Raw genomic sequence first — 18374 nt, forward strand, 5'->3', positions numbered from 1 at the left:
GTTCAGCCGATCTTTGCGTTCTTGCTCACGCTTACTTGGTCGATGTCGGATGTCCGCACGGTCACCGTGATCCTCCAGTCGCCCGCCATGGGAATCTGCACCCCGCTCGCCGACCAGTGCCCTGTGGCGATGCGGTCGGGCACGACGGGCAGCGGGCCGATGCTCTTGGCCGCGAGGGTGAAGGCGACCTTCACCTCGGGGACGTCGAAGGCCTTGCCGTTCGGGCGCACCACGTAGAGGTGCATCTCGTTGCCGCCGACGCGGGCCGGGTCGAGGGCGACCTCCACCGTGCCCTTGCCGTCCTGGCCGCCCGTGTCGAAGGGGATCTTCAGCGACAGCGGCCCGGACCGCTGCGACGCGCTGGCCGTGGCGGCCTTGGCCGCCTCCTCCGTGCGCCCCGGTTCGGTGGTCGTCAGCGCGGTGGTGACGGCCAGCACCACGATCGCGACCGCCGCCTCCGCGAGCACGGAGCGGCGCAACCCGGAACGGGTGGGGTCGGCGTCCCGGAGCCGCTTGGCCCGCGCGGCGGCCATGGCGGCCCGCTGCCGGGCCAGCTGGGCGGTGCGCTCGGACGAGCCTGAAGCCCCCTTCCGGGAGGCGTTCGAGTCCTTGCCCCTCGCGGACCCGCCGCTCTTGGCCGACGCCTTGGCCGTCACCCGCTTCTTCTCCGCCGTGCGCTTCGCCTTCGCGGCCGCGGCCGGCGCGTCCGCGAGCTGCGCGGTCCAGCGCCGTGAGACCCAGGCGATGCCGACCAGGACGGCGACCAGGCCGACCTTCACGAGGAGCAGCTGTCCGTACGCCGTCCCGGTCAGCGCCGACCACGAGCCGAGCTGCCGCCATGACTGGTAGACACCGGTCGCGGCCAGGGTCACGACGCTTCCGAAGGCGACATTCGAGAAACGCCGCACGGCGGCCTTCTCGATCGACCCCGCCCGGTACAGCGCCACCAGCAGCGTCGCGAGACCGCCGAGCCAGACGGCGACCGCCAGCAGATGCAGGATGTCGACCGGCATCGCGAGGCCGGTCTGGACGCCGGTCGAGGCGTGTTCGGCCATCGCCCAGGTGGCCGCGAGTCCGGCCGCGACGACGGTCCCGCCGACGGCGAGACCGAAGGTGAGGTCCTGCTTCGAGGCCGCCCGGTCCGCGTCCGGAGCGTCGCCGCCCGACGCGCCCTTCCGGGCATCGGACCCGCTCGCCTCGCCGGCCGCTCCGTCCATCTCCTCCCCGTCCGCGTCCCGTTTCACGAACGCTCCGAAGAGCACCGCGATGAACAGCGCCGCGGCTGCGAGCAGCAGCAGCCGGGAGACCAGGGCCGCCCCGGTCTTGGTCTGGAGGACCTGCCCGATCAGGGAGAGGTCGAAGATGTCGTCGACCTTGCCCGAGCCGGTGTACGAGCCGCGCAGAAGCAGCAGCGCGAGCGTGGCGGAGGTGAGCGCCACCCATCCGGAGACCACGAGCCGCTGCACCGCCCGCACTCCGGCCCCCCGCTGCCAGCAGGCCAGTACGAAGGCGGCGCCGCCGATCAGAACGATGAACGCGGCGTAGGAGACGTACCGTGCGAACCCGTAGAGCCCGCCGACGACCCCGCCGCCCACGGTCTGGCCGGCGGTGGAGACCGTGGTCGCGGACGGGGCTCCGATGGAGAAGGTGAAGGCGCCCGAGACGGGATGGCTGTCCGCGGACACCACCTGGTACGTGACGGTGTAGGTGCCGCGCGGCAGCCCCGGGCGCACCTTCACGCCGTACATCGTCCCGGTCAGCTCGGACGCCTTGCCGGCGTCGACCCGTTGCCCCTTGGGGTCGAGGACCTTGAACGATCCGTCAGAGAGGGCCACCTTCTCGGAGAAGTCGAGCGTGATCTGCGCGGGCGCTTTGTCGACCACCGATCCCTGCGCGGGGTCGCTGCCGAGCAGTGCGGCGTGCGCGGAGGCGGGTGCGGCTCCGCCGACCAGCACGCCCGCCACGGCGAGCAGCAGCGCCAGCAGCGCTCGGATCCACGGCGCGCGGGGGAACTCCGCGCGGGAGTGCCCCTGGACGTGTCCGGCAGGAGCGATGGCCTGCGTCACGGTGATCTCTCTCTCAGTGCCCGGTCTTCGGGTTGTACGTCGGCGACTCCACCGGCATCTCGACCGTGACCGTTCCGGACTTGGCAAAGTGCAGTTGCACGGACACCTTCTCGCCCTGTTTCGGCTTGTGGGTGAGCTTTTCGAACATGAGGTGGTTGCCGCCGCTGGCGAAGTCCAGCCGGCCGTCCACGGGCACGGCGAAGGACTTCTCCTCCTCCATCGCGCCGTCCTTGGTGGAGTGCAGCGTGACGTCGCCGGCGAGACCGCTGGTGACGGAGGTGAGGGTGTCGGCGCCACCCGAGTTGGAGACGGTGAAGAAACCGGCCGCCAGATCGCTGGTGGGCGGGGCGGGCATATAGGCGCCGGTGACCTTCAACTCGGGCTTGGCCGAGGACGAGGAGCTCGCGCCGCCGCAGCCCGCGAGCACCAGTCCCGCCGCTATGACCAGGGCGGGGCAACCGAGACGGCGGTTCACGGGTTCTCCCCCTTGATGATCTTCGGGAAGTCCTTGGTGTAGTCGTCGACAGTGGCGTCCTCGCCGTACACCAGATAACCCGCGTCGCTCTTCGGCGAGAACGCGATGACCTGGGTGCCGTGGTAGGAGACGATCTTGCCGTCCTTCTCCTTCTTCGGCGGCTCGATACTGATGCCCAGAGTGCGGGCGCCGGCCTGGACGGTGGCGAAGTCCCCGGTCAGGCCGATGACATCGGGGTCGATGCCCTTGAGCCACGCGCCGAGCGCGGAGGGCGTGTCGCGCTCCGGGTCGGTGGTGACGAACACGATCCGCAGCGAGTCCTTCTGTGCCTGGGTCAGCTGCTTGTCCTTCTCCACCTCCTTCTTGGCGACCGCGAGGTTGTTCATCGTCAGCGGGCAGACGTCGGGGCAGTGGGTGTAGCCGAAGTAGACCAGGGTCGGCTTGCCCTTGGTCTGTGCGCGCAGGTCGTACTTCTTGCCGTGCGTGTCGGTGAGGACCAGGTCCGGTTTCTCGAACGGCTGGTCGAGCACGGTCGCGGCCTTGTCGGATCCCGGTTCCGCGGAGACCACGGCGACCGGCTTGTCGCCGTTGTCGCCGGATCCGCAGGCGGAGAGGGTGAACGCGGCGACGGCCAGGAGGGCTGCCGCGGCGAGCGTCTTCTTGTGCATGGACATGTCCCAGATGTGAGTGCTCCGGTGTGCGCGGGGATCGTGCGCCATGCGCCACGGCGGTGGCGCACGATCCCCGCGTGTGCCGGGAGGCGGGGTGGTACCTCAGGCCTCGGTGCTGCGCCGACGGCCGGCCAGAACGCCGTACGTGACGCCCGCCGCGCCGGCGAGGATGCCCACGACGCCGAGGACGCGGGCGGTGGTGTCGCTGCCGCCGGTGGAGGTCCCGGCCGCGGTTTCCTCGGGAGCCGAGGCGGCGGAGGCGTCCTCGGCCGTGGAGCCGTTGTGACCCGAGGCGGAGGCCGGGGTCAGCTCGAGCACCGGGGCCGGGCTCTCGGGCTCCTCCTGGCCCTCCTTCTGCGGCTCGATCCAGCGGACGACCTCGTTGTCGGAGTACGTCTGCAGAGCCTTGAAGACGAGCTGGTCGGTGCCCTCGGGCAGCCGCCCGACCGAGAGCGGGAACTTCTGGAAGTAGCCCGGTTCGATGCCCTTGCCGGCGGCGGTCCAGGTGACCTTCGTGACGGCCTCGTCGATCTGCTCGCCGTGCAGCGTGAGGGGCTTGGCGAGCTTGGACTTGGTGACCTGCACCGTCCAGCCGTCGACCGGCTGCGGCATCACGGAGGCCAGCGGGTGGTCGGCGGGGAGGTGGACCTCCAGCTTGGTGGTGGAGGCGTCGTCGCGCTCGTTCGGAACCTTGAAGTCGACGACCGCGTAGCCGCCCTTGGCGGCCTCGCCCTCGGGCTGCACGGTGACGTGCGCGAAGGCGGGCGAGGAGAGGACGAGAACGGCCGATGCGGCGGCGGCACCGGCGACGGCCAGGCGCGAAGCCTTCGGGGAACCCTTGATGGCCTTCATGGCGTCAGAGCACTCCACTTCGAGTGTGAGTCCATTGGGAAGAGCGGTGCGCGGGCGCAGCGGTGTCCACGGGTGTGGCACGGCACGGGCGCGCACGCGTGCTGCACGACGGCAGCCCCTCCGCAAGGACGAGTGGAGTGGTGCGTCGTGTCAGGCAGCGAGGACGTGAGGAGTGAAGGACGGCGGTCCACGTCGGATCACCGTGTGCTGCAGCGCGTTCGTCCGCTGCTTCGGCGGAACGAGGAGCGAGGCGCGTGGGGCGCGCGGTCCCGTTCCGGGCGCCTCGGGGAGTCCGGCCAGCAGGGCGCGCACGAGCGTGAACGCCGAGCGTAGAGACCGGACGAGCGCCCCCTCCGCGACTCCCTGCGCGGACAGCCGCATGAGCCGCAGCAGCGCCATGTCCCCATGGCGCAGCACCCAGCCGGCGGCGACGGCGGCGAGTACGTGTCCGAGCAGCATGGGCACGGACGGCAGCATCGACCACCACGAACCGGCGGTGGTCGACAGGGCGTCCGCCGGGTCGTGCATGGCGGCCATGTCCGTACCCGTGCCGAGCCCCGCATCGGCGAGGATCTTGTGGGCCTGCGCGGGGGAGATCGTCGCCGCGGTGGCGCCGCACATGATGTGCGCGGCCCGTGCCACGAGCGTGGCGTCGGCCGAGGACATCGCGTTCGCGGTCATCGACATGGCGCCGGACTGCTGTCCGAGCCCGAACACGGTGTGCAGCACGGCCTGGCCCACCACGAGGAGCGCGGCGATGCCCGGCAGCGAACGCTCCCGCCCGGCGAGCGCGACGGCGACGGCGAACACGCCGAGAAGGCCGGCGCCCAGCGTCCACAGCGGAACCGCGGAGCAGGAGGCGAGCCCGTGCCCCGCCGCGGCCAGCACGACGCAGACCGCGGCGAACACCGCGGCCCTCAGGATCCGGATCTCGCGTCCGGCGCACGCCGTGCGCTGATCGGGGGCACTCATGGCGACCTCATCATCCCACTGGCCCCGCAGGCTCCGTACGGCAGGTCCGCGAGGTGACATCCATGCGGTTGTCGGGAGAACGATCCGGAAGATCGCCTTCTGATGAGTTCGTCGTGCACGCACCCGCGCATACACCCGCACAGGGCCGGGGCGCATCCGCCGATCGAGCGGGATCTCGTCCAACGGGCGATTGCACGAGCGTAGTCGCGGCAATACGTAACGGTATGTCGAGCCGCGGCCAGGAGGCTGGAGCATGAGCATCTGGTGGTCACTCCATCTGCGGCGCGAAGCTGCGAGTGTGCCGCTCGCCCGGCGGCTCCTCATGGGCACCATGGAGACCGCGGGCGTCGATCCGGACATCTCCTACGACCTTTCCGTCGCCCTCAGCGAGGCCTGCGCCAACGCGGTCGAGCACGGCGGCGGCAGCGCCTACGGGGAGGCGTACCGGGTCACGGCCTACCTCGACGGGGAGACGTGCCGCATCGAGGTCGCCGACTCGGGACCCGGCTTTCCCGCGGGCAGATCGCGTCCCGCGATCCGGTCGGCCCACGCCGACGCCGAGCACGGCCGCGGACTCTGCCTCATCGAGGAACTCGCCGATCACGTCCACATCGGCAACAAGCCGGACCGGGGCGGGGCGGTGGTGAGCTTCGACAAGATCCTTAAGTGGAAGAAGGACGCGTCGCTGATGGCGGTGTAGCGCGCGGTCCGGACGGCGCGAGCCGGTGGGGGAGCGACGCGTCGCACGAGGACCGTCCGGGTACGACACGCACCTTGTTGCCGGTGGGAAGTGGCTGCGGCGCGCCAGTGACCGGACGCTGCCCCTGGGCGCGGCACCACATGTGACACACGGTCACCTGACCGCCCCGCAGATCGCAACCAGGAGACGCGGCATGCGCCACATCAACCGTCTGGGGCTGAGCGCGGCCACGGCAGTGGCCGCCGCCCTTTGCTTCGCCCCCCTGACGTCGGCCGCCGCACCCGCCGCCGGTCCCCAGCCGACCGGTGGCCAGGGAGAGGTCATTCACCTGACGGCGGTGACGACGCCGAGCACCTCCATCGACCTCGTCCCTCTTGGGCCCAGCCAGGGGGACGAACTCATCGTCGCGGGGAATGTCTCGCGGCGGTCACCCTCCGCCTCATCCGCTGACCCGCCCGCGCCGGTCCCGTGCCGAGCTGAACCTGTCGAGCTCCGGACTGTTCATACCGGCCGTCCTGCACCACACACATGAACGGCCGGGTACCCGATCGCGGGTCCCGGCCGTCCGTCCGTGTTCCTGCTCCGTACCGTCTCAGCCCTTCAGGGCGGCCATCCACGCCTCGACCTCGCCGGAGCGCCGCGGCAGGCCCGCCGAGAGGTTCCGGTTGCCGTCCTGCGTGACGACGATGTCGTCCTCGATGCGGACGCCGATACCCCGGTACTCCTCCGGGACGGTCAGGTCGTCCGCCTGGAAGTACAGGCCGGGCTCGACCGTGAGCACCATGCCGGGCTCCAGCGTGCCGTCCACGTACGTCTCCACGCGCGCGGCGGCGCAGTCGTGGACGTCCATGCCGAGCATGTGGCCCGTGCCGTGCAGGGTCCAGCGGCGCTGCAGACCGAGTTCCAGGACACGCTCCACCGGGCCCTCGACCAGGCCCCACTCGACCAGCTTCTCGGCCAGCACCCGCTGCGCGGCGTCGTGGAAGTCACGGTACTTGGCGCCCGGCTTCACCGCCGCGATACCGGCCTCCTGGGCCTCGTACACGGCGTCGTAGATCTTCTTCTGGATCTCGCTGTACGTGCCGTTGATCGGCAGTGTGCGGGTGACGTCAGCGGTGTAGTAGCTGTGCGTCTCCACGCCCGCGTCCAGCAGGAGCAGGTCGCCGGAGCGGACCTGGCCGTCGTTGCGCACCCAGTGCAGCGTGCAGGCGTGGGGGCCGGCCGCGCAGATGGAGCCGTAGCCGACGTCGTTGCCCTCCACGCGGGCGCGGAGGAAGAAAGTGCCCTCGATGTAGCGCTCGGAGGTGGCCTCCGCCTTGTCGAGGACCTTCACGACGTCCTCGAAGCCGCGCACGGTCGAGTCGACGGCCTTCTGCAGCTCGCCGATCTCGAAGTCGTCCTTGACCAGCCGCATCTCGGAGAGGAAGACCCGCAGCTCCTCGTCGCGCTCGGCGGTCACCTTGTCGTGCAGCGCGGTCTCGATGCCGGCGTCGAAGCCGCGCACGACCCGGACCGGCCCGGTGGCCTCCTTCAGCTTCTCCGGCAGCTCCCGCACGTCCGAGGCCGGGATGCCGTGGAGCCGCTCGGCCTCGGTGAGCGAGTGGCGGCGGCCGACCCACAGCTCGCCCTGGCCGGAGAGCCAGAACTCGCCGTTCTCACGGTCGGAGCGGGGCAGCAGGTAGAGGGTCGCGGTGTGGCCGTCGGCGGTCGGCTCCAGGACGAGGACGCCGTCCTCGGTCTGGTTGCCGGTGAGGTACGCGTAGTCGACGGAGGCGCGGAAGGGGTACTCCGTGTCGTTCGAGCGGGTCTTCAGATGGCCCGCGGGGATGACCAGACGCTCGCTCGGGAAGCGCGCGGACAGCGCGGCGCGGCGGGTGGCCGTCTCGGCGGCCTGGGCGATCGGCTGCAGGTCGTGCAGCTCCGTGTCGGCCCAGCCGGACTTCATGTTCTCGGCCAGCTCGTCGGACACGCCCGGGTACAGGCCGTTCTTGCGCTGCTTGATCGGCTCTTCGGTCTCTTCCGGGGTCTCCGGAGTGAGCTCGTCCGCCACGGTCATCCTCCTTGGATACGGCACTGGGCCCCCTCCATCGTACGGTCGTACTGAAGGGGGTCCGGGGCGGGAAGGCCTGTTACCGAAGGCAGCCGTGACCTCACTCACTCGAAGCGCGCGGCCAGCAGCACCACATCCTCGGCACTGTCCGCCCGGTCGAGGCCGTCCGGGAGCACCGACCGCAGGATGTGGTCGGCGATCGCCCCCGGGTCCGTGCGCAACGGCCTCGGCACGCTCGCGGCCGCCGCATGCAGCCGGGCGAAGGCACGGTCCATGGGGTCGCCGGTGCGGTGCAGCAGTCCGTCGGTGTAGAGCAGCACGGTCTCGCCGGGCTCGGCGGTCACCTGGATGCTCGGTGCCTCCCAGCAGGCCAGCATCCCGAGGGGGGCCGACAGCGAGGTCTCCACGAACTCCGTGCGGCGCGGTCCGATCACCAGCGGCGGGCTGTGCCCGGCTCCGGCGAGCGTCAGCTTGCGCAGCACGGGTTCGCAGTACGCGAACAGGGCGGTGGCCGAGCGGGCGGGCTCGGTGAGTCTGAGCAGCAGTTCCAGGTCGGAGAGGACCGCCACCGGATCCTCGCCCTCCATCACGGCGTACGCGCGCAGCGAGGCGCGCAACCGGCCCGTCGCTGCCACCACGCTCGGCCCCGACCCGGTGACGGAGCCGACCGCGAGACCGAGTGCGGCGTCGGGCAGCGGCAGCGCGTCGTACCAGTCGCCTCCGCCGCGTGGACCGGCGTGTCGACGGGCGGCGAGCTGGACGCCGGCGACCCGTGGCAGCCGTGCGGGGAGCAGTTCTTCGACGATCGTCGTCATGCGTGTGCGCGTGCGTTCGATCTCGACCATCCGCGCCAGGTGCTCGGTCGCGTAGCGGATGTAGAGACCGACGAGGTGGCGCTGGCGCTCCACCGGCTCGGCCGGCTCGTCGTAGAACCACACGGCGGCGCCCAGGCGGCCGGCCGCATCGGTGGACAGGGGGAGTGCGTAGCTGGCGGCGTAGCCGAGCCGGGCGGCCACCTCGCGGTGGCGGGGGTCGAGCCCGTCCTCGGAGAACAGGTCCGGCTGGGCGATCTCGCGCTCGCCGCCCGGCAGGCCGTCCAGGATCCTGCCGTACGACATGGAGCTGCGCGGCACGGTCTCGATGTGCCCGAGATCGGCGCGGGCCAGGCCCAGGCCGATGGTGGTGTCGGGCCCGAGGCCGTCGCGCGGTTCCAGCACGACGAGACCGCGCCGGGCGCCGACGAGGGCGGCACCGGCCCGCAGCAGTTCCTGGAGCGCTTCGGCGAGTGCGTTCGTGCGGGCCAGTCGCTCGGTGAGTTCGTGGAGGGTCGTGAGATCGGAGACCCAGCCGGCGAGGCGGTCCTGCAGAGCGGTTCCGGGGCCGACGGGGACGTGCGGGGTGGCCGAGGGAACACCCGCGGTGGCAGGTGTCGGCGCGACAGTGTGTGCGGGCGCCGGAACCGTTGAATCGATTCCGGCCACTTTCGAAGGGTGAGGGGCGTTCATGGTGACCGGCTTTCGAACCGGTGCGTATTGCTCGATAGCATCGCAAACCCCCATGTCAATCTGCGCCGCTAGCGGTGTCTCCACATGTACACGCACTTGTGAGGGGATGTCCAGCATTGTCCTGCTGGGATTACTGGTGTCCGTGGGGCGTTCCTACTCTCTTGAGGAATAGCAAAGTTGGCTTAAAACAGCCTCAGGTATCCCCTTATTGCGGTCGACTGGCCTTGTTCGACGGAGCGTCACAGCGGTCGTGATGGGTACGTACTCGGTGAAGGCCAGGGGTGGTTGGGGCCACCCGGAACCTGGCACCGGACCCGGGCGTCTTAGCCACCGACGGCCAAGCCCCATCCTCCCCTGGCGGAGGCGGCGAGTAAGAGCGGGACGGGAAATCGCCAGGTGCCGCCACCCCACGCCATGCCCATGCTCGTGATGGGCGCAGTATGGACGCGGACGCAGCCAGGGCTCGGCCCATAGGGGTTCCCCTTGTCCAGGACAAGGGAGTGATGCGCCAGTAGGTACGCACGGTGAAGTGCTCGACACATGGTGTGATGTGGACCTCGGTGTTGCCAGGCGTGCAACGGAAAGGAACGAGCGCTCATGCGCGAGATCCTCGGAAGGCGACGCAGGCTCCTGTCCAGGCGGAACGACGGCAGGCCTGAGTCGATCAGCGCGGCCCTGACCTTCGCGACCGAATGGCAGTGGCCCGTTCTCCCGGGTGTGGCACCGGACCCGCAGGGGCGTGCCCGCTGTGGATGCCCCGACCCGGAGTGCACAGTGCCCGGCGCGCACCCCTTCGATCCCGGGCTGCTCGCCGCCACCACCGACGAACGCATGGTGCGGTGGTGGTGGACCAACCGGCCCTCCGCACCGATCGTGCTGGCCACCGGGGGCCGGGCGCCCTGCGCCCTGAGCCTGCCCGCCCTCGCCGCCTCGCGTGCCCTCGCCGCCCTCGACCGGAAGGGCATCCGGCTCGGCCCGGTCGTCGCGGCGCCGCACCGCTGGGCGATCCTGGTGGCGCCCTACTCCATGGAGCAGTTGGGCGAGCTGCTCTATGCGCAGGACTTCGTCCCCGGGTCGCTGCGCTTCCACGGCGAGGGCGGCTATCTGGCGCTGCCCCCCTCCGAGACCGGCCACGGGGAGATCCGCTGGGAGCGGGCGCCGCTGCCCGGCTCCGCTTCACCCTGGGTCCCGGACGTGGAGGCGGTGGTGGACGCCGTCGTGGAAGCCCTCACTCGTACGGGTGTGAGCGCGCCCGAGTTGTAAGGGTGTCGGGCGCGCGGCGAACCGAGCGCCCCTGGACCGCCGATATCTTCTGCCCCATGCTGAATCGTCCTGGTGGACACGGGAGACGGGCGCGCGGAAGGGACTCGTGGGTCCGTGAGCGACCCGATGCCGGCAGGATCCGGCTGTTCGCGCTCATGGGCACGGTGGCGGTCGTGATCGCGCTGCCGCTCGCCGTGGCGTCCGCCGGACCGGTCGGCGAAGCGGATCGCGACGCGATCCGCGCTCCCGCGCCCCACGACGGCCGGAAGCATTCGGCCTCCGCCCGCTCCCCGCTGGGCCTCGGTCTCACCACAGCCGCCCGCTGCGGTCCCCAACTCGCCTCCGTGGACGGCATCGAGGCGCAGACATGTGTCATGACACAGGGCCGGGAGACCTGGGCGCGCACGTACTACCGCAATGCCACCGGCGAGGAACTGAGCTCCGTCCTGAGCTTCATGGCGCCGGACGGGCGCAGCGTCGAGATGCACTGCGCGGTGGCCGCCGGGGACGACCCGGAGATCTGTGAGACACCGCGGCGGCGCCTGTCGGGCGAACCGGTGGCGTACTCAGCGGTCGCGGAATTCGCCGCGGGCGACGGAGCCGGCCCGCTGCTGCTCCGCTCCGGCAGTGACGCGGTCGGCGTGCACGGACTGTAACTCGACGGTTTTGTACGGCAGTTGACGCCGATGCGCGTCCCTGCCCGGTTCCGGACATGGAAAGACCCGGTTGCTGGCGACGGGGGATGCACCAGCAACCGGGCTACTGGAACGGTAACAAGAGATCGCCGGTTCGCAAATTCGGTCTCGGCTATTCGGACACGGATTTACCTGTCGCAGCGGGTACTTGTGACAGGCATCACCCGCGACGCGGGGCCCGGACGAGCTGACCGGCCGGTCAGGAGAACGTCCCGTGTCAGCTGAGCGTCACTTGTCGGTTGGTCAGCCCGCCGCGAACCCGGCGCTCGTCGGCGGTGAGCGGTTCCTTCGAGGCGAGGGCGGTCGCGAGACGTTCGGCGAACTCGGCGGCGGGCTTCTCGATGTCCTCCGCACCCATCCCGCTGGGCAGGTCCCAGACCGGCACCGTGAGCCCGTGCGCGCGGAAGGAGCCGACCAGGCGCGTGCCCTCGCCGATAGTCGACTGCCCGGCCGCCTGCAGCCGCGCGAGAGCGTCCAGAAGCTGCTCCTCGGGGTGCGGCATGACCCACCGCAGGTGGTTCTTGTCCGGGGTCTCGCACCAGTACGCGGCGTCCACACCCTTGAGCTTCACGGTGGGGATGGCGGCCGCATTGGCCCGCTCCAGGGAGGCGGCCACCTCCGGCGTCGCGTTCTCCGCGTCCGGGACCCAGAACTCGAAGCCGCTGTGCACGACCGGTTCGAAGGGGCCCTCCGGGTCCAGCAGGTCCTGCAGCCGCGGTCCGCCGGCGGGCGCGCGGCGGCCCTGGACCGGGGTGCCGGGGTCGGCGTCGAGGGCGCGTTGCAGGGTGTCCGCGAGGTCACGGCTGATGTCACCCGACGCCGTGTCGTTCTGCAGACCGATCAGGACCGTGCCGTCGTCCCGGCGCAGCGCCGGCCAGGCCATCGGCAGGACTGTGGCGAGCACGACGGACGGGACGCCCTCGGGGAGGCCCTCCCTGAGCGTGAGCTCGACGGTCGCCGCGGGCACCAGCTCGCGCAGCGCCACCCAGTCGCACTCGCCGGCGAGTCCCTCGAACGGACGCTGCACCAGCTCGGTCACCGCGTGTGCGGCGGCCCGGCCGTGGCAGGCCTTGTAGCGGCGGCCGCTCCCGCAGGGGCAGGGCTCGCGGGCGCCGACGACCGGGATCTCGGCATCCGTGAGCTGCGGGCGCTTGGCCTTGGTCTGGGGTCGCTTCTTGGCCATCGTGGGTGTCTCCCGGTTACGGCTCGTTTCGTACGGGCGCGAGCCTAGCCGCTCCGACCACGGGCGACGGGATCCTGTGGACAACGCACCGAGTCGTCCCCGAAGGGGGGTGCGCCGGTCCAGGTGGGAGTGTTCGCACGGGCTCGGGCGGGCGCTTCCGTGCGAGTGCCGGCGCGGCCGGAGAGCCCTGGTCCGGGAACGGAACCCTGGGTGTGCCGGCCGTCGTTCCCAGGAAGTACGGGTTCCGGTTTTCCTCGGACCGCCCGCGTGTCGGCCCCCGTGTCGGGTGGGTGGCCCGGATCGTTCCGGCCCCGGACCGACGGTCTCGGGTCAGGTCGACGGTCTCGATGCCGGTCGTCGAACCTCAGTCCAGGTCGTCGAACGCGCCTGTGAAGTCCAGGCCCGGTATCTGCGACGCGGGGGGTGCCGTGACGCGCGTAGCGAAGTCCTCACGCCGACGCCCCGATGAGACGTCGTCCTGGACCACGACCCAGACCGTGACCTCACCGCGGACGTCGTCCCGGACGCCCCAGTCCTTGGCCAGCGCCGTGATGATGTTCAGGCCGCGGCCGCCGTGCGCGGTGACCGAGGGTGTTGCGGGCACCGGACGGGTGGGGCCCCCGCCGTCCGTCACCTCGACCGTGAGTCGTCCCGAGGCGTCGACGCGCCACGCGGCGCGTACGTCCCCGTCCCCTGCCAGGCTGCCGCCGAGCGGTCTGCCGTGCCGACAGGCATTGCTGAGCAGTTCCGAAAGGATCAGTACAGCATCGTCGATGACCGATTCCGAGACACCACCGGTACGCAGGTGATCCCGCATCCGGTGCCTCGCCTCCCCCACGCCCGCAGGACCATGGGGTACGGCCATGCTCGACGACGTGGGCACCTCCTGTGCCACCACCAACGCCACCCCCGAGACCTCCTTCGCCCCACGCCACGAAGTGGATGCCCCGACGGACACGGCCGGAAACCGACCGTGTATGTGTGCTGACGCACTCATAACGGTCGAACACAGTCCGAACGCGCCGGTGCACCCCCCGTATGCGCATGGCTGGATTTCAATCCCTGCGGGGGAGGGATTCGGTCTCCCGTGACAGGCGCCGCTCAGCGGCCCAGCTGGCGCAGAACGGCACGCGGGCGGTTGGTGATGATGGCGTCCACACCCAGCTCGAGGCAGAGATCGACGTCCTCCGGCTCGTTCACGGTCCACACGTGCACCTGGTGACCGGCCCCCTTCAGACGCTGGATGTACGCGGGGTGAGTGCGGACGATCCGCATGGAAGGGCCTGCGATCCGGACACCCGCCGGCAGCCGTCCGTCGCGCAGCCGGAGCGAGAGGAACTGCAGCAGATAGACCGTCGGCAACGTCGGGGAGGCGGCCCGCACCCGGTGCAGCGAGCGCGCCGAGAAGCTCATGACCCGTACCCTCGACTCGGCCGGTGACTCCGGGGCGTCCAGGCCGAATCGCTTCAGCAGTTGCAGCATCCGCTCCTCGACCTGGCCCGCCCAGCGCGTCGGATGCTTCGTCTCGATCGCCAGATCGATGGGGCGTCCGGCATCGGCGACGAGCTCGAGCAGCCGCCGGAGAGTGAGGACGGAGGTGTCCCCCGGGTCCTGCGGCCGGTGCTCCCAGTCGGGCTCCTCGTCGCGGCTCTTCCAGGAGCCGAAGTCCAGGGCGGCGAGATCGGAGAGCTCCAGTGCGGAGACCGCACCGCGGCCGTTGGACGTACGGTTGATACGCCGGTCGTGAACGCAGACGAGGTGGCCGTCCGCGGTCAGCCGGACGTCGCACTCGAGGGCGTCGGCGCCGTCCTCGATCGCCTTCTTGTACGCGGCCAGGGTGTGCTCGGGGGCCTCTTCGGAGGCTCCGCGGTGGGCGACGACCTGGACCAGGTGCTGTCGTGCGTGGGTCACCGCGTCATGGTGTCACCGTCACGGGGAACGTGTGTGGTCGGAAGGCGACGTGACAGCGTCGGCGAGGTGTCGGGTATACAGATTTTTGTTCGGACAGGTCCGGTATAAAGAGAGGTCGGGGACCCACAGCCACGGCTTATGGTGCCCTGACGCCCGGTGGGAAAAGCTTGACGGCGTACAACAGGACATGCACACCTGGAACGCGCCCGGCGCCGCGCAGGGTGAGCGCGCGTGGCCGAGTGCGACCGAGAAGAACAGCCGTGGAACGAGGAGAAGAGCTGTGAGCACCGAGAACGAGGGCACTGCGGTACCCCCGGCCCCGTCTGCACCTCCCGTGCCGGTGGACGCTCCCGCTTCCGCGCCGGGTGCGGTCCACGAGGGGCACCCGCCGACCGCGGGTGGTCCGGCACCGGACGCGGCGGGCTCCCCGCCCGCGGGGGGCCCGGCGTACGGGCCCGGCGCTCCGCAGTGGGAGGGCGCCCCGACCACTCAGCTTCCGCCGGCCGGACCGGGGCAACCCGTGGCGCCCTCGGCCGCCGAGGCGGGGTGGCCGCCGCCTTCGCCGGTCACCCCGGCGTACGCGGGCGGCGGCAATGCGGGCGGTGTCTGGGGCGCCTCGTACCAGCAGCCCGCCCCCAAGCCGAAGAACGGCCGTGGCGGACTGATCGCCGCGGTCCTCGTCGCCGCGCTGGTCGCGGGCGGCGTCGGCGGCGGAATCGGCTATCAGCTGGCCAAGAACGACGACTCCAGCGGCTCCACCACCGTCTCCGCGGCCACCAGCGGCGGCGACGTCAAGCACGACAACGGCTCGGTCGCGAGCGTGGCCGCCAAGGCCCTGCCGAGCACGGTGACCATCGAGGCCGAGAGCACCAACGGTCAGGGCGGTACCGGCACGGGCTTCGTCTTCGACACCCAGGGCCACATCGTCACGAACAACCACGTGGTCGCCGATGCGGTCGACGGTGGCAAGCTCACGGCGACGTTCCCGAACGGCAAGAAGTACGACGCCGAGATCATCGGGCACGCGCAGGGCTACGACGTCGCCGTCATCAAGCTCAAGAACGCCCCGTCGGACCTCAAGCCGCTCCCTCTCGGCGACTCCGACAAGGTGGCGGTCGGGGACGCGACGATCGCGATCGGTGCGCCCTTCGGTCTGTCGAACACGGTGACCACGGGCATCATCAGCGCGACGAACCGTCCGGTGGCCTCCAGTGACGGGAGCTCCAGCAGCAAGGCGTCGTACATGAGCGCTCTGCAGACGGACGCCTCGATCAACCCGGGCAACTCCGGCGGCCCCCTCCTGGACGCCCGGGGCGCGGTCATCGGCATCAACTCGGCGATCCAGTCGTCGAACGGCGGCGGACTCGGCAGCGGCGGCCAGTCCGGTTCGATCGGTCTGGGCTTCGCGATTCCGGTCAACCAGGCGAAGTACGTCGCCCAGCAGCTGATCAAGACGGGCAAGCCGGTCTACGCGAAGATCGGTGCCACGGTGTCGCTGGACCAGACCACGGGTGGGGCGAAGATCACCGACCAGGGTGCGGGCGGCGCATCCCCCATCGAGTCGGGCGGTCCCGCGGCCAAGGCGGGCCTCAAGCCGGGCGATGTGATCACCAAGCTCGACGACAGGGTGATCGACAGCGGTCCGACGCTGATCGGTGAGATCTGGACCCACCAGCCCGGTGACAAGGTCACGATCACCTACCAGCGCGACGGCAAGTCCCAGACGGTCGAACTCACCCTCGGCTCCAGGGCGGGCGACAGCTGATCCCGGCGGGCCGCGCCGGACCGGCCAGGACGCCCAGTCCTCGTGGGTGAACAGACAGCAGCCGAGAGGGGCCGCCGACTTGTTCGGCGGCCCCTCTCAGCCGGTCCGGACGTTCACGGATGGGAAATCTTTGCCCGGCTGCACCGTCACGGCCGCGGATCGCGTGTGCGCCGGAAACGACGGGCGGACGGGCATGAGGCGTTCCCCGAACCCATCTGACGCCTGATCACCCACCCACAACTCACCTCACTGCGCGGGCCGTTGTGGACCCGGCCGCGTAGCAGCTCCCCATTCCCGTGACGTGCCGTACTTCGGCGTTGGGTATGTTCCAGCAGCATCCCGAGGGCCAGGGCGACGTGTACAACCCGGTCGTCGACCTCGCCACGATGACCAGCAAGGCACTGAACACGCTGGACAAGAACAAGACGGGCTTCTTCCTCATGATCGAGGAGGAGGGCACCGACGAGTTCGCGCACAGCAACAACGGTGCGCGTGTCCTGCAGTCGATGCAGCAGCTGGAGAAGGCTGTGGCCGTCGCCCGTGCCTACCAGGCGACGCACCCGGACACCCTCATCGTCGTCACCGGTGACCATGAGACCGGCGGCCTGTCGGTCGAGGAGAACGACGCGACCGACGAGTCCGGCACCGGCATCTCCGCCGAGGAAGGTCCGTTCACGATCCACGGCAGCGACCGCGCCTTCACGATCGACTGGACGACCTCCGGCCACACCAGTGTCGATGTTCCCGTGACGGCCGCCGGCCCCCTTGCGAACCGGTTCACCGGCAAGCACGCCAACACCTACGTCCACGACGTCCTGGCCCAGATCCTGGCTCCCCGCCACTGATCTGCTGGACCGGCATGTCTCCGTCCCGGAACAGCGCGGCTGCTCCGGGACAGAGACGACCGGGTGCAGAACGGACGCCACCACCGCGGGAGTAGAGTCCCCGGGCGCCCTGCCCGATGGGTGGCCCGGCCGGCGGCCGTCCTCTGGCCGGTCCCCGTACCCAAGGTCGGCAGGCGCTAGGCTGTACCTGCTCCGCCCCTGGTGGGCGGGCGCGGGGTGGGTTGCCCGAGCGGCCTAAGGGAACGGTCTTGAAAACCGTCGTGGCGCGAGCCACCGTGGGTTCAAATCCCACACCCACCGCATGCAGGTCAGCTTAGGTGCTGGTCAGAAGGGGTGCCCCGGTCAGCGGGGCGCCCCTTCCGTGTTCGGGCTGTCTCTCACCCCCTCTCGCTCGTATCCCAGCGCTGACCAGCGCGTATGGGCCATCTGTGGGCCAGGATCAGGACTCGTCGCCCTTGTCGAGCGCGCGGGAGATCAGCTCGTTGGAGTGTTGTTGGCCGCCCTTCAGGATCTTTGCGTAGAAGCGGTACAGGACGGCGATGCTGTGGCCCGCGCGAGCGGCGACCTCTGCGGGGTCCACCCCTGATTTGATCCAGAGGGAGACGCCGGCGTGGCGGAGCGAGCACGGTACAGCGGCGAGATCCGATTTCACCTCACGGGGCGAGAGCACCGTCTTTCGTGCTCTCTCCCAGACGTCGCAGTACTCGGTAGAGGGGAGGCGCCCGCCCCGTGCAGCCCGAAACAACCGGCCGTCGTCAGCCGTGCCATATCGCGCGATGTACTCGCGGAGCAGGTGCACGAGAACAGGCGGAATGGGCACGGTTCGCGTCGCACCGCGCTTACGCGGCGGCCGGAGCGTCGTCCACGCCGTCGACTGCGAGGAAGCACGTAGCGGGGCGCCGGTGCTGACCCTGGATGAGGCGCTGGACGCCGCGGAGCACCCTGGTACCCGATCGACGACGAGCAGACCGGCTACCTCTTCTCCGACTGGGATCCCGACGACGTCGCGGTCCTCGAAGCGGCCGTCGGACACCACCCCAGCTGGGCAGCGCAGATCGATGTCTCCGGGCGGATCGACGGCACCGCAGAGGTTCACCAACTGGTCGCGCTGCTGCTTCAGCATGGAGGCGTGGCCACCGACGACTACTCCGCCCATCCCTGGACTCTGCAGGAAATCCAGTCCGGAACCGTGATCGACGGCCTGCGCTTCTTCGACTTCCGCACCTACCACGAACTCCACCGCGAGCACTGAGACGACGTCGGCGTCGTCCCTCGCGTCTGGGCTGAGGCCTCAGCTCAGAGCCGCTCGTTGTCCTGGTCTTTGTCCAGTGCGCTGACGGTCACAACCGTTCACCGCCGTACGTGCACCCTGTCTGGCCTGCCTCGTGAACCTCCACGGACGCCCCCGTGCGGTCATGCGG

General features: G+C 70.5%; 17 protein-coding genes, 1 tRNA gene and 1 pseudogene. 8 read left to right on the plus strand and 11 right to left on the minus strand.

All coding sequences use genetic code 11. The annotated features are described in order from the left end of the window. Window positions 1-2: 2 nt before the first annotated feature. The 5 genes from VXC91_RS10530 to VXC91_RS10550 form a co-directional block, all read right to left on the minus strand. Window positions 3-1994, minus strand: a complete 1992-nt coding sequence (locus VXC91_RS10530; protein WP_329506856.1) for a copper resistance CopC/CopD family protein — start codon at window positions 1992-1994, stop codon at window positions 3-5. Window positions 1995-2079: 85 nt separating this feature from the next. Beyond that, a complete protein-coding gene (locus tag VXC91_RS10535; protein WP_329506842.1) occupies window positions 2080-2541 on the minus strand; it encodes a copper chaperone PCu(A)C in 462 nt (153 codons plus the stop codon). After that, window positions 2538-3209 carry an SCO family protein gene (locus VXC91_RS10540; RefSeq protein WP_329506857.1) on the minus strand — a complete coding sequence of 224 codons (672 nt, stop codon included), beginning with the start codon at window positions 3207-3209 and terminating at the stop codon, window positions 2538-2540. The genes VXC91_RS10535 and VXC91_RS10540 overlap by 4 nt, the downstream gene beginning before the upstream one ends. Window positions 3210-3314: 105 nt before the next feature. Further along, complete coding sequence (locus VXC91_RS10545) at window positions 3315-4064, minus strand: YcnI family copper-binding membrane protein (RefSeq protein ID WP_329506843.1); 750 nt, start codon at window positions 4062-4064, stop codon at window positions 3315-3317. Window positions 4065-4214: 150 nt separating this feature from the next. Further along, a complete protein-coding gene (locus tag VXC91_RS10550; RefSeq protein WP_329506844.1) occupies window positions 4215-5036 on the minus strand; it encodes a hypothetical protein in 822 nt (273 codons plus the stop codon). Window positions 5037-5289: 253 nt separating this feature from the next. On the opposite strand from VXC91_RS10550, the gene VXC91_RS10555 reads away from it, so the two are divergent. Next, on the plus strand, window positions 5290-5736 hold the full coding sequence (locus VXC91_RS10555) for an ATP-binding protein (RefSeq protein ID WP_329506845.1): 447 nt from the start codon (window positions 5290-5292) through the stop codon (window positions 5734-5736). A 592-nt stretch (window positions 5737-6328) separates the two neighbouring features. Here VXC91_RS10555 and VXC91_RS10560 read toward each other — a convergent pair. Beyond that, on the minus strand, window positions 6329-7786 hold the full coding sequence (locus VXC91_RS10560) for an aminopeptidase P family protein (RefSeq protein WP_329506846.1): 1458 nt from the start codon (window positions 7784-7786) through the stop codon (window positions 6329-6331). Between the two features lie 104 nt (window positions 7787-7890). Continuing rightward, window positions 7891-9408, minus strand: a complete 1518-nt coding sequence (locus VXC91_RS10565) for a PP2C family protein-serine/threonine phosphatase (RefSeq protein ID WP_329506847.1) — start codon at window positions 9406-9408, stop codon at window positions 7891-7893. A 480-nt stretch (window positions 9409-9888) separates the two neighbouring features. Between VXC91_RS10565 and VXC91_RS10570 the strand changes: the two genes are divergently transcribed. Both VXC91_RS10570 and VXC91_RS10575 read left to right on the plus strand, forming a co-directional pair. Then, window positions 9889-10554 (plus strand): bifunctional DNA primase/polymerase, encoded by a 666-nt coding sequence (locus tag VXC91_RS10570; protein ID WP_329506848.1) that lies wholly within the window; start codon window positions 9889-9891, stop codon window positions 10552-10554. A 56-nt stretch (window positions 10555-10610) separates the two neighbouring features. After that, complete coding sequence (locus tag VXC91_RS10575; RefSeq protein WP_408057362.1) at window positions 10611-11210, plus strand: hypothetical protein; 600 nt, start codon at window positions 10611-10613, stop codon at window positions 11208-11210. Window positions 11211-11466: 256 nt separating this feature from the next. On the opposite strand, the gene VXC91_RS10580 is transcribed toward VXC91_RS10575, so the two are convergent. The 3 genes from VXC91_RS10580 to VXC91_RS10590 all read right to left on the minus strand — a co-directional run bounded on the left by VXC91_RS10580 (window position 11467) and on the right by VXC91_RS10590 (window position 14343). After that, window positions 11467-12432, minus strand: a complete 966-nt coding sequence (locus tag VXC91_RS10580; RefSeq protein WP_329506849.1) for a DUF5926 family protein — start codon at window positions 12430-12432, stop codon at window positions 11467-11469. A 364-nt stretch (window positions 12433-12796) separates the two neighbouring features. Further along, window positions 12797-13429, minus strand: a complete 633-nt coding sequence (locus VXC91_RS10585; RefSeq protein ID WP_329506850.1) for an ATP-binding protein — start codon at window positions 13427-13429, stop codon at window positions 12797-12799. 104 nt (window positions 13430-13533) lie between these two features. Further along, window positions 13534-14343, minus strand: a complete 810-nt coding sequence (locus VXC91_RS10590) for a glycerophosphodiester phosphodiesterase (RefSeq protein ID WP_329506851.1) — start codon at window positions 14341-14343, stop codon at window positions 13534-13536. A gap of 280 nt (window positions 14344-14623) precedes the next feature. On the opposite strand from VXC91_RS10590, the gene VXC91_RS10595 reads away from it, so the two are divergent. The 3 genes from VXC91_RS10595 (at window position 14624) to VXC91_RS10605 (ending at window position 17253) form a co-directional block, all read left to right on the plus strand. Continuing rightward, window positions 14624-16108, plus strand: coding sequence for a S1C family serine protease (locus VXC91_RS10595; protein ID WP_329506852.1), 1485 nt, complete (start codon window positions 14624-14626; stop codon window positions 16106-16108). 323 nt (window positions 16109-16431) lie between these two features. Further along, the gene (locus VXC91_RS10600) at window positions 16432-16953 is read left to right on the plus strand and encodes an alkaline phosphatase (protein WP_329506853.1); all 522 of its coding nucleotides are present in this window, start codon (window positions 16432-16434) and stop codon (window positions 16951-16953) included. 215 nt (window positions 16954-17168) lie between these two features. Then, window positions 17169-17253: transfer RNA gene (locus VXC91_RS10605), tRNA-Ser, on the plus strand. 139 nt (window positions 17254-17392) lie between these two features. On the opposite strand, the gene VXC91_RS10610 is transcribed toward VXC91_RS10605, so the two are convergent. Next, entirely contained in the window at window positions 17393-17533 is a 141-nt protein-coding gene (locus VXC91_RS10610; protein ID WP_329506854.1) for a hypothetical protein, read from the minus strand. A 232-nt stretch (window positions 17534-17765) separates the two neighbouring features. Between VXC91_RS10610 and VXC91_RS46965 the strand changes: the two are divergent. Both VXC91_RS46965 and VXC91_RS10620 read left to right on the plus strand, forming a co-directional pair. Further along, window positions 17766-17849 (plus strand): annotated as a pseudogene (locus tag VXC91_RS46965) (hypothetical protein); the annotation flags it as partial. A 233-nt stretch (window positions 17850-18082) separates the two neighbouring features. After that, a complete protein-coding gene (locus tag VXC91_RS10620) occupies window positions 18083-18205 on the plus strand; it encodes a hypothetical protein (protein WP_329506859.1) in 123 nt (40 codons plus the stop codon). The last annotated feature ends 169 nt before the right edge of the window (window positions 18206-18374 follow it).

Source organism: Streptomyces chiangmaiensis (genome assembly GCF_036281785.1).
Lineage (GTDB): Bacteria > Actinomycetota > Actinomycetes > Streptomycetales > Streptomycetaceae > Streptomyces > Streptomyces chiangmaiensis.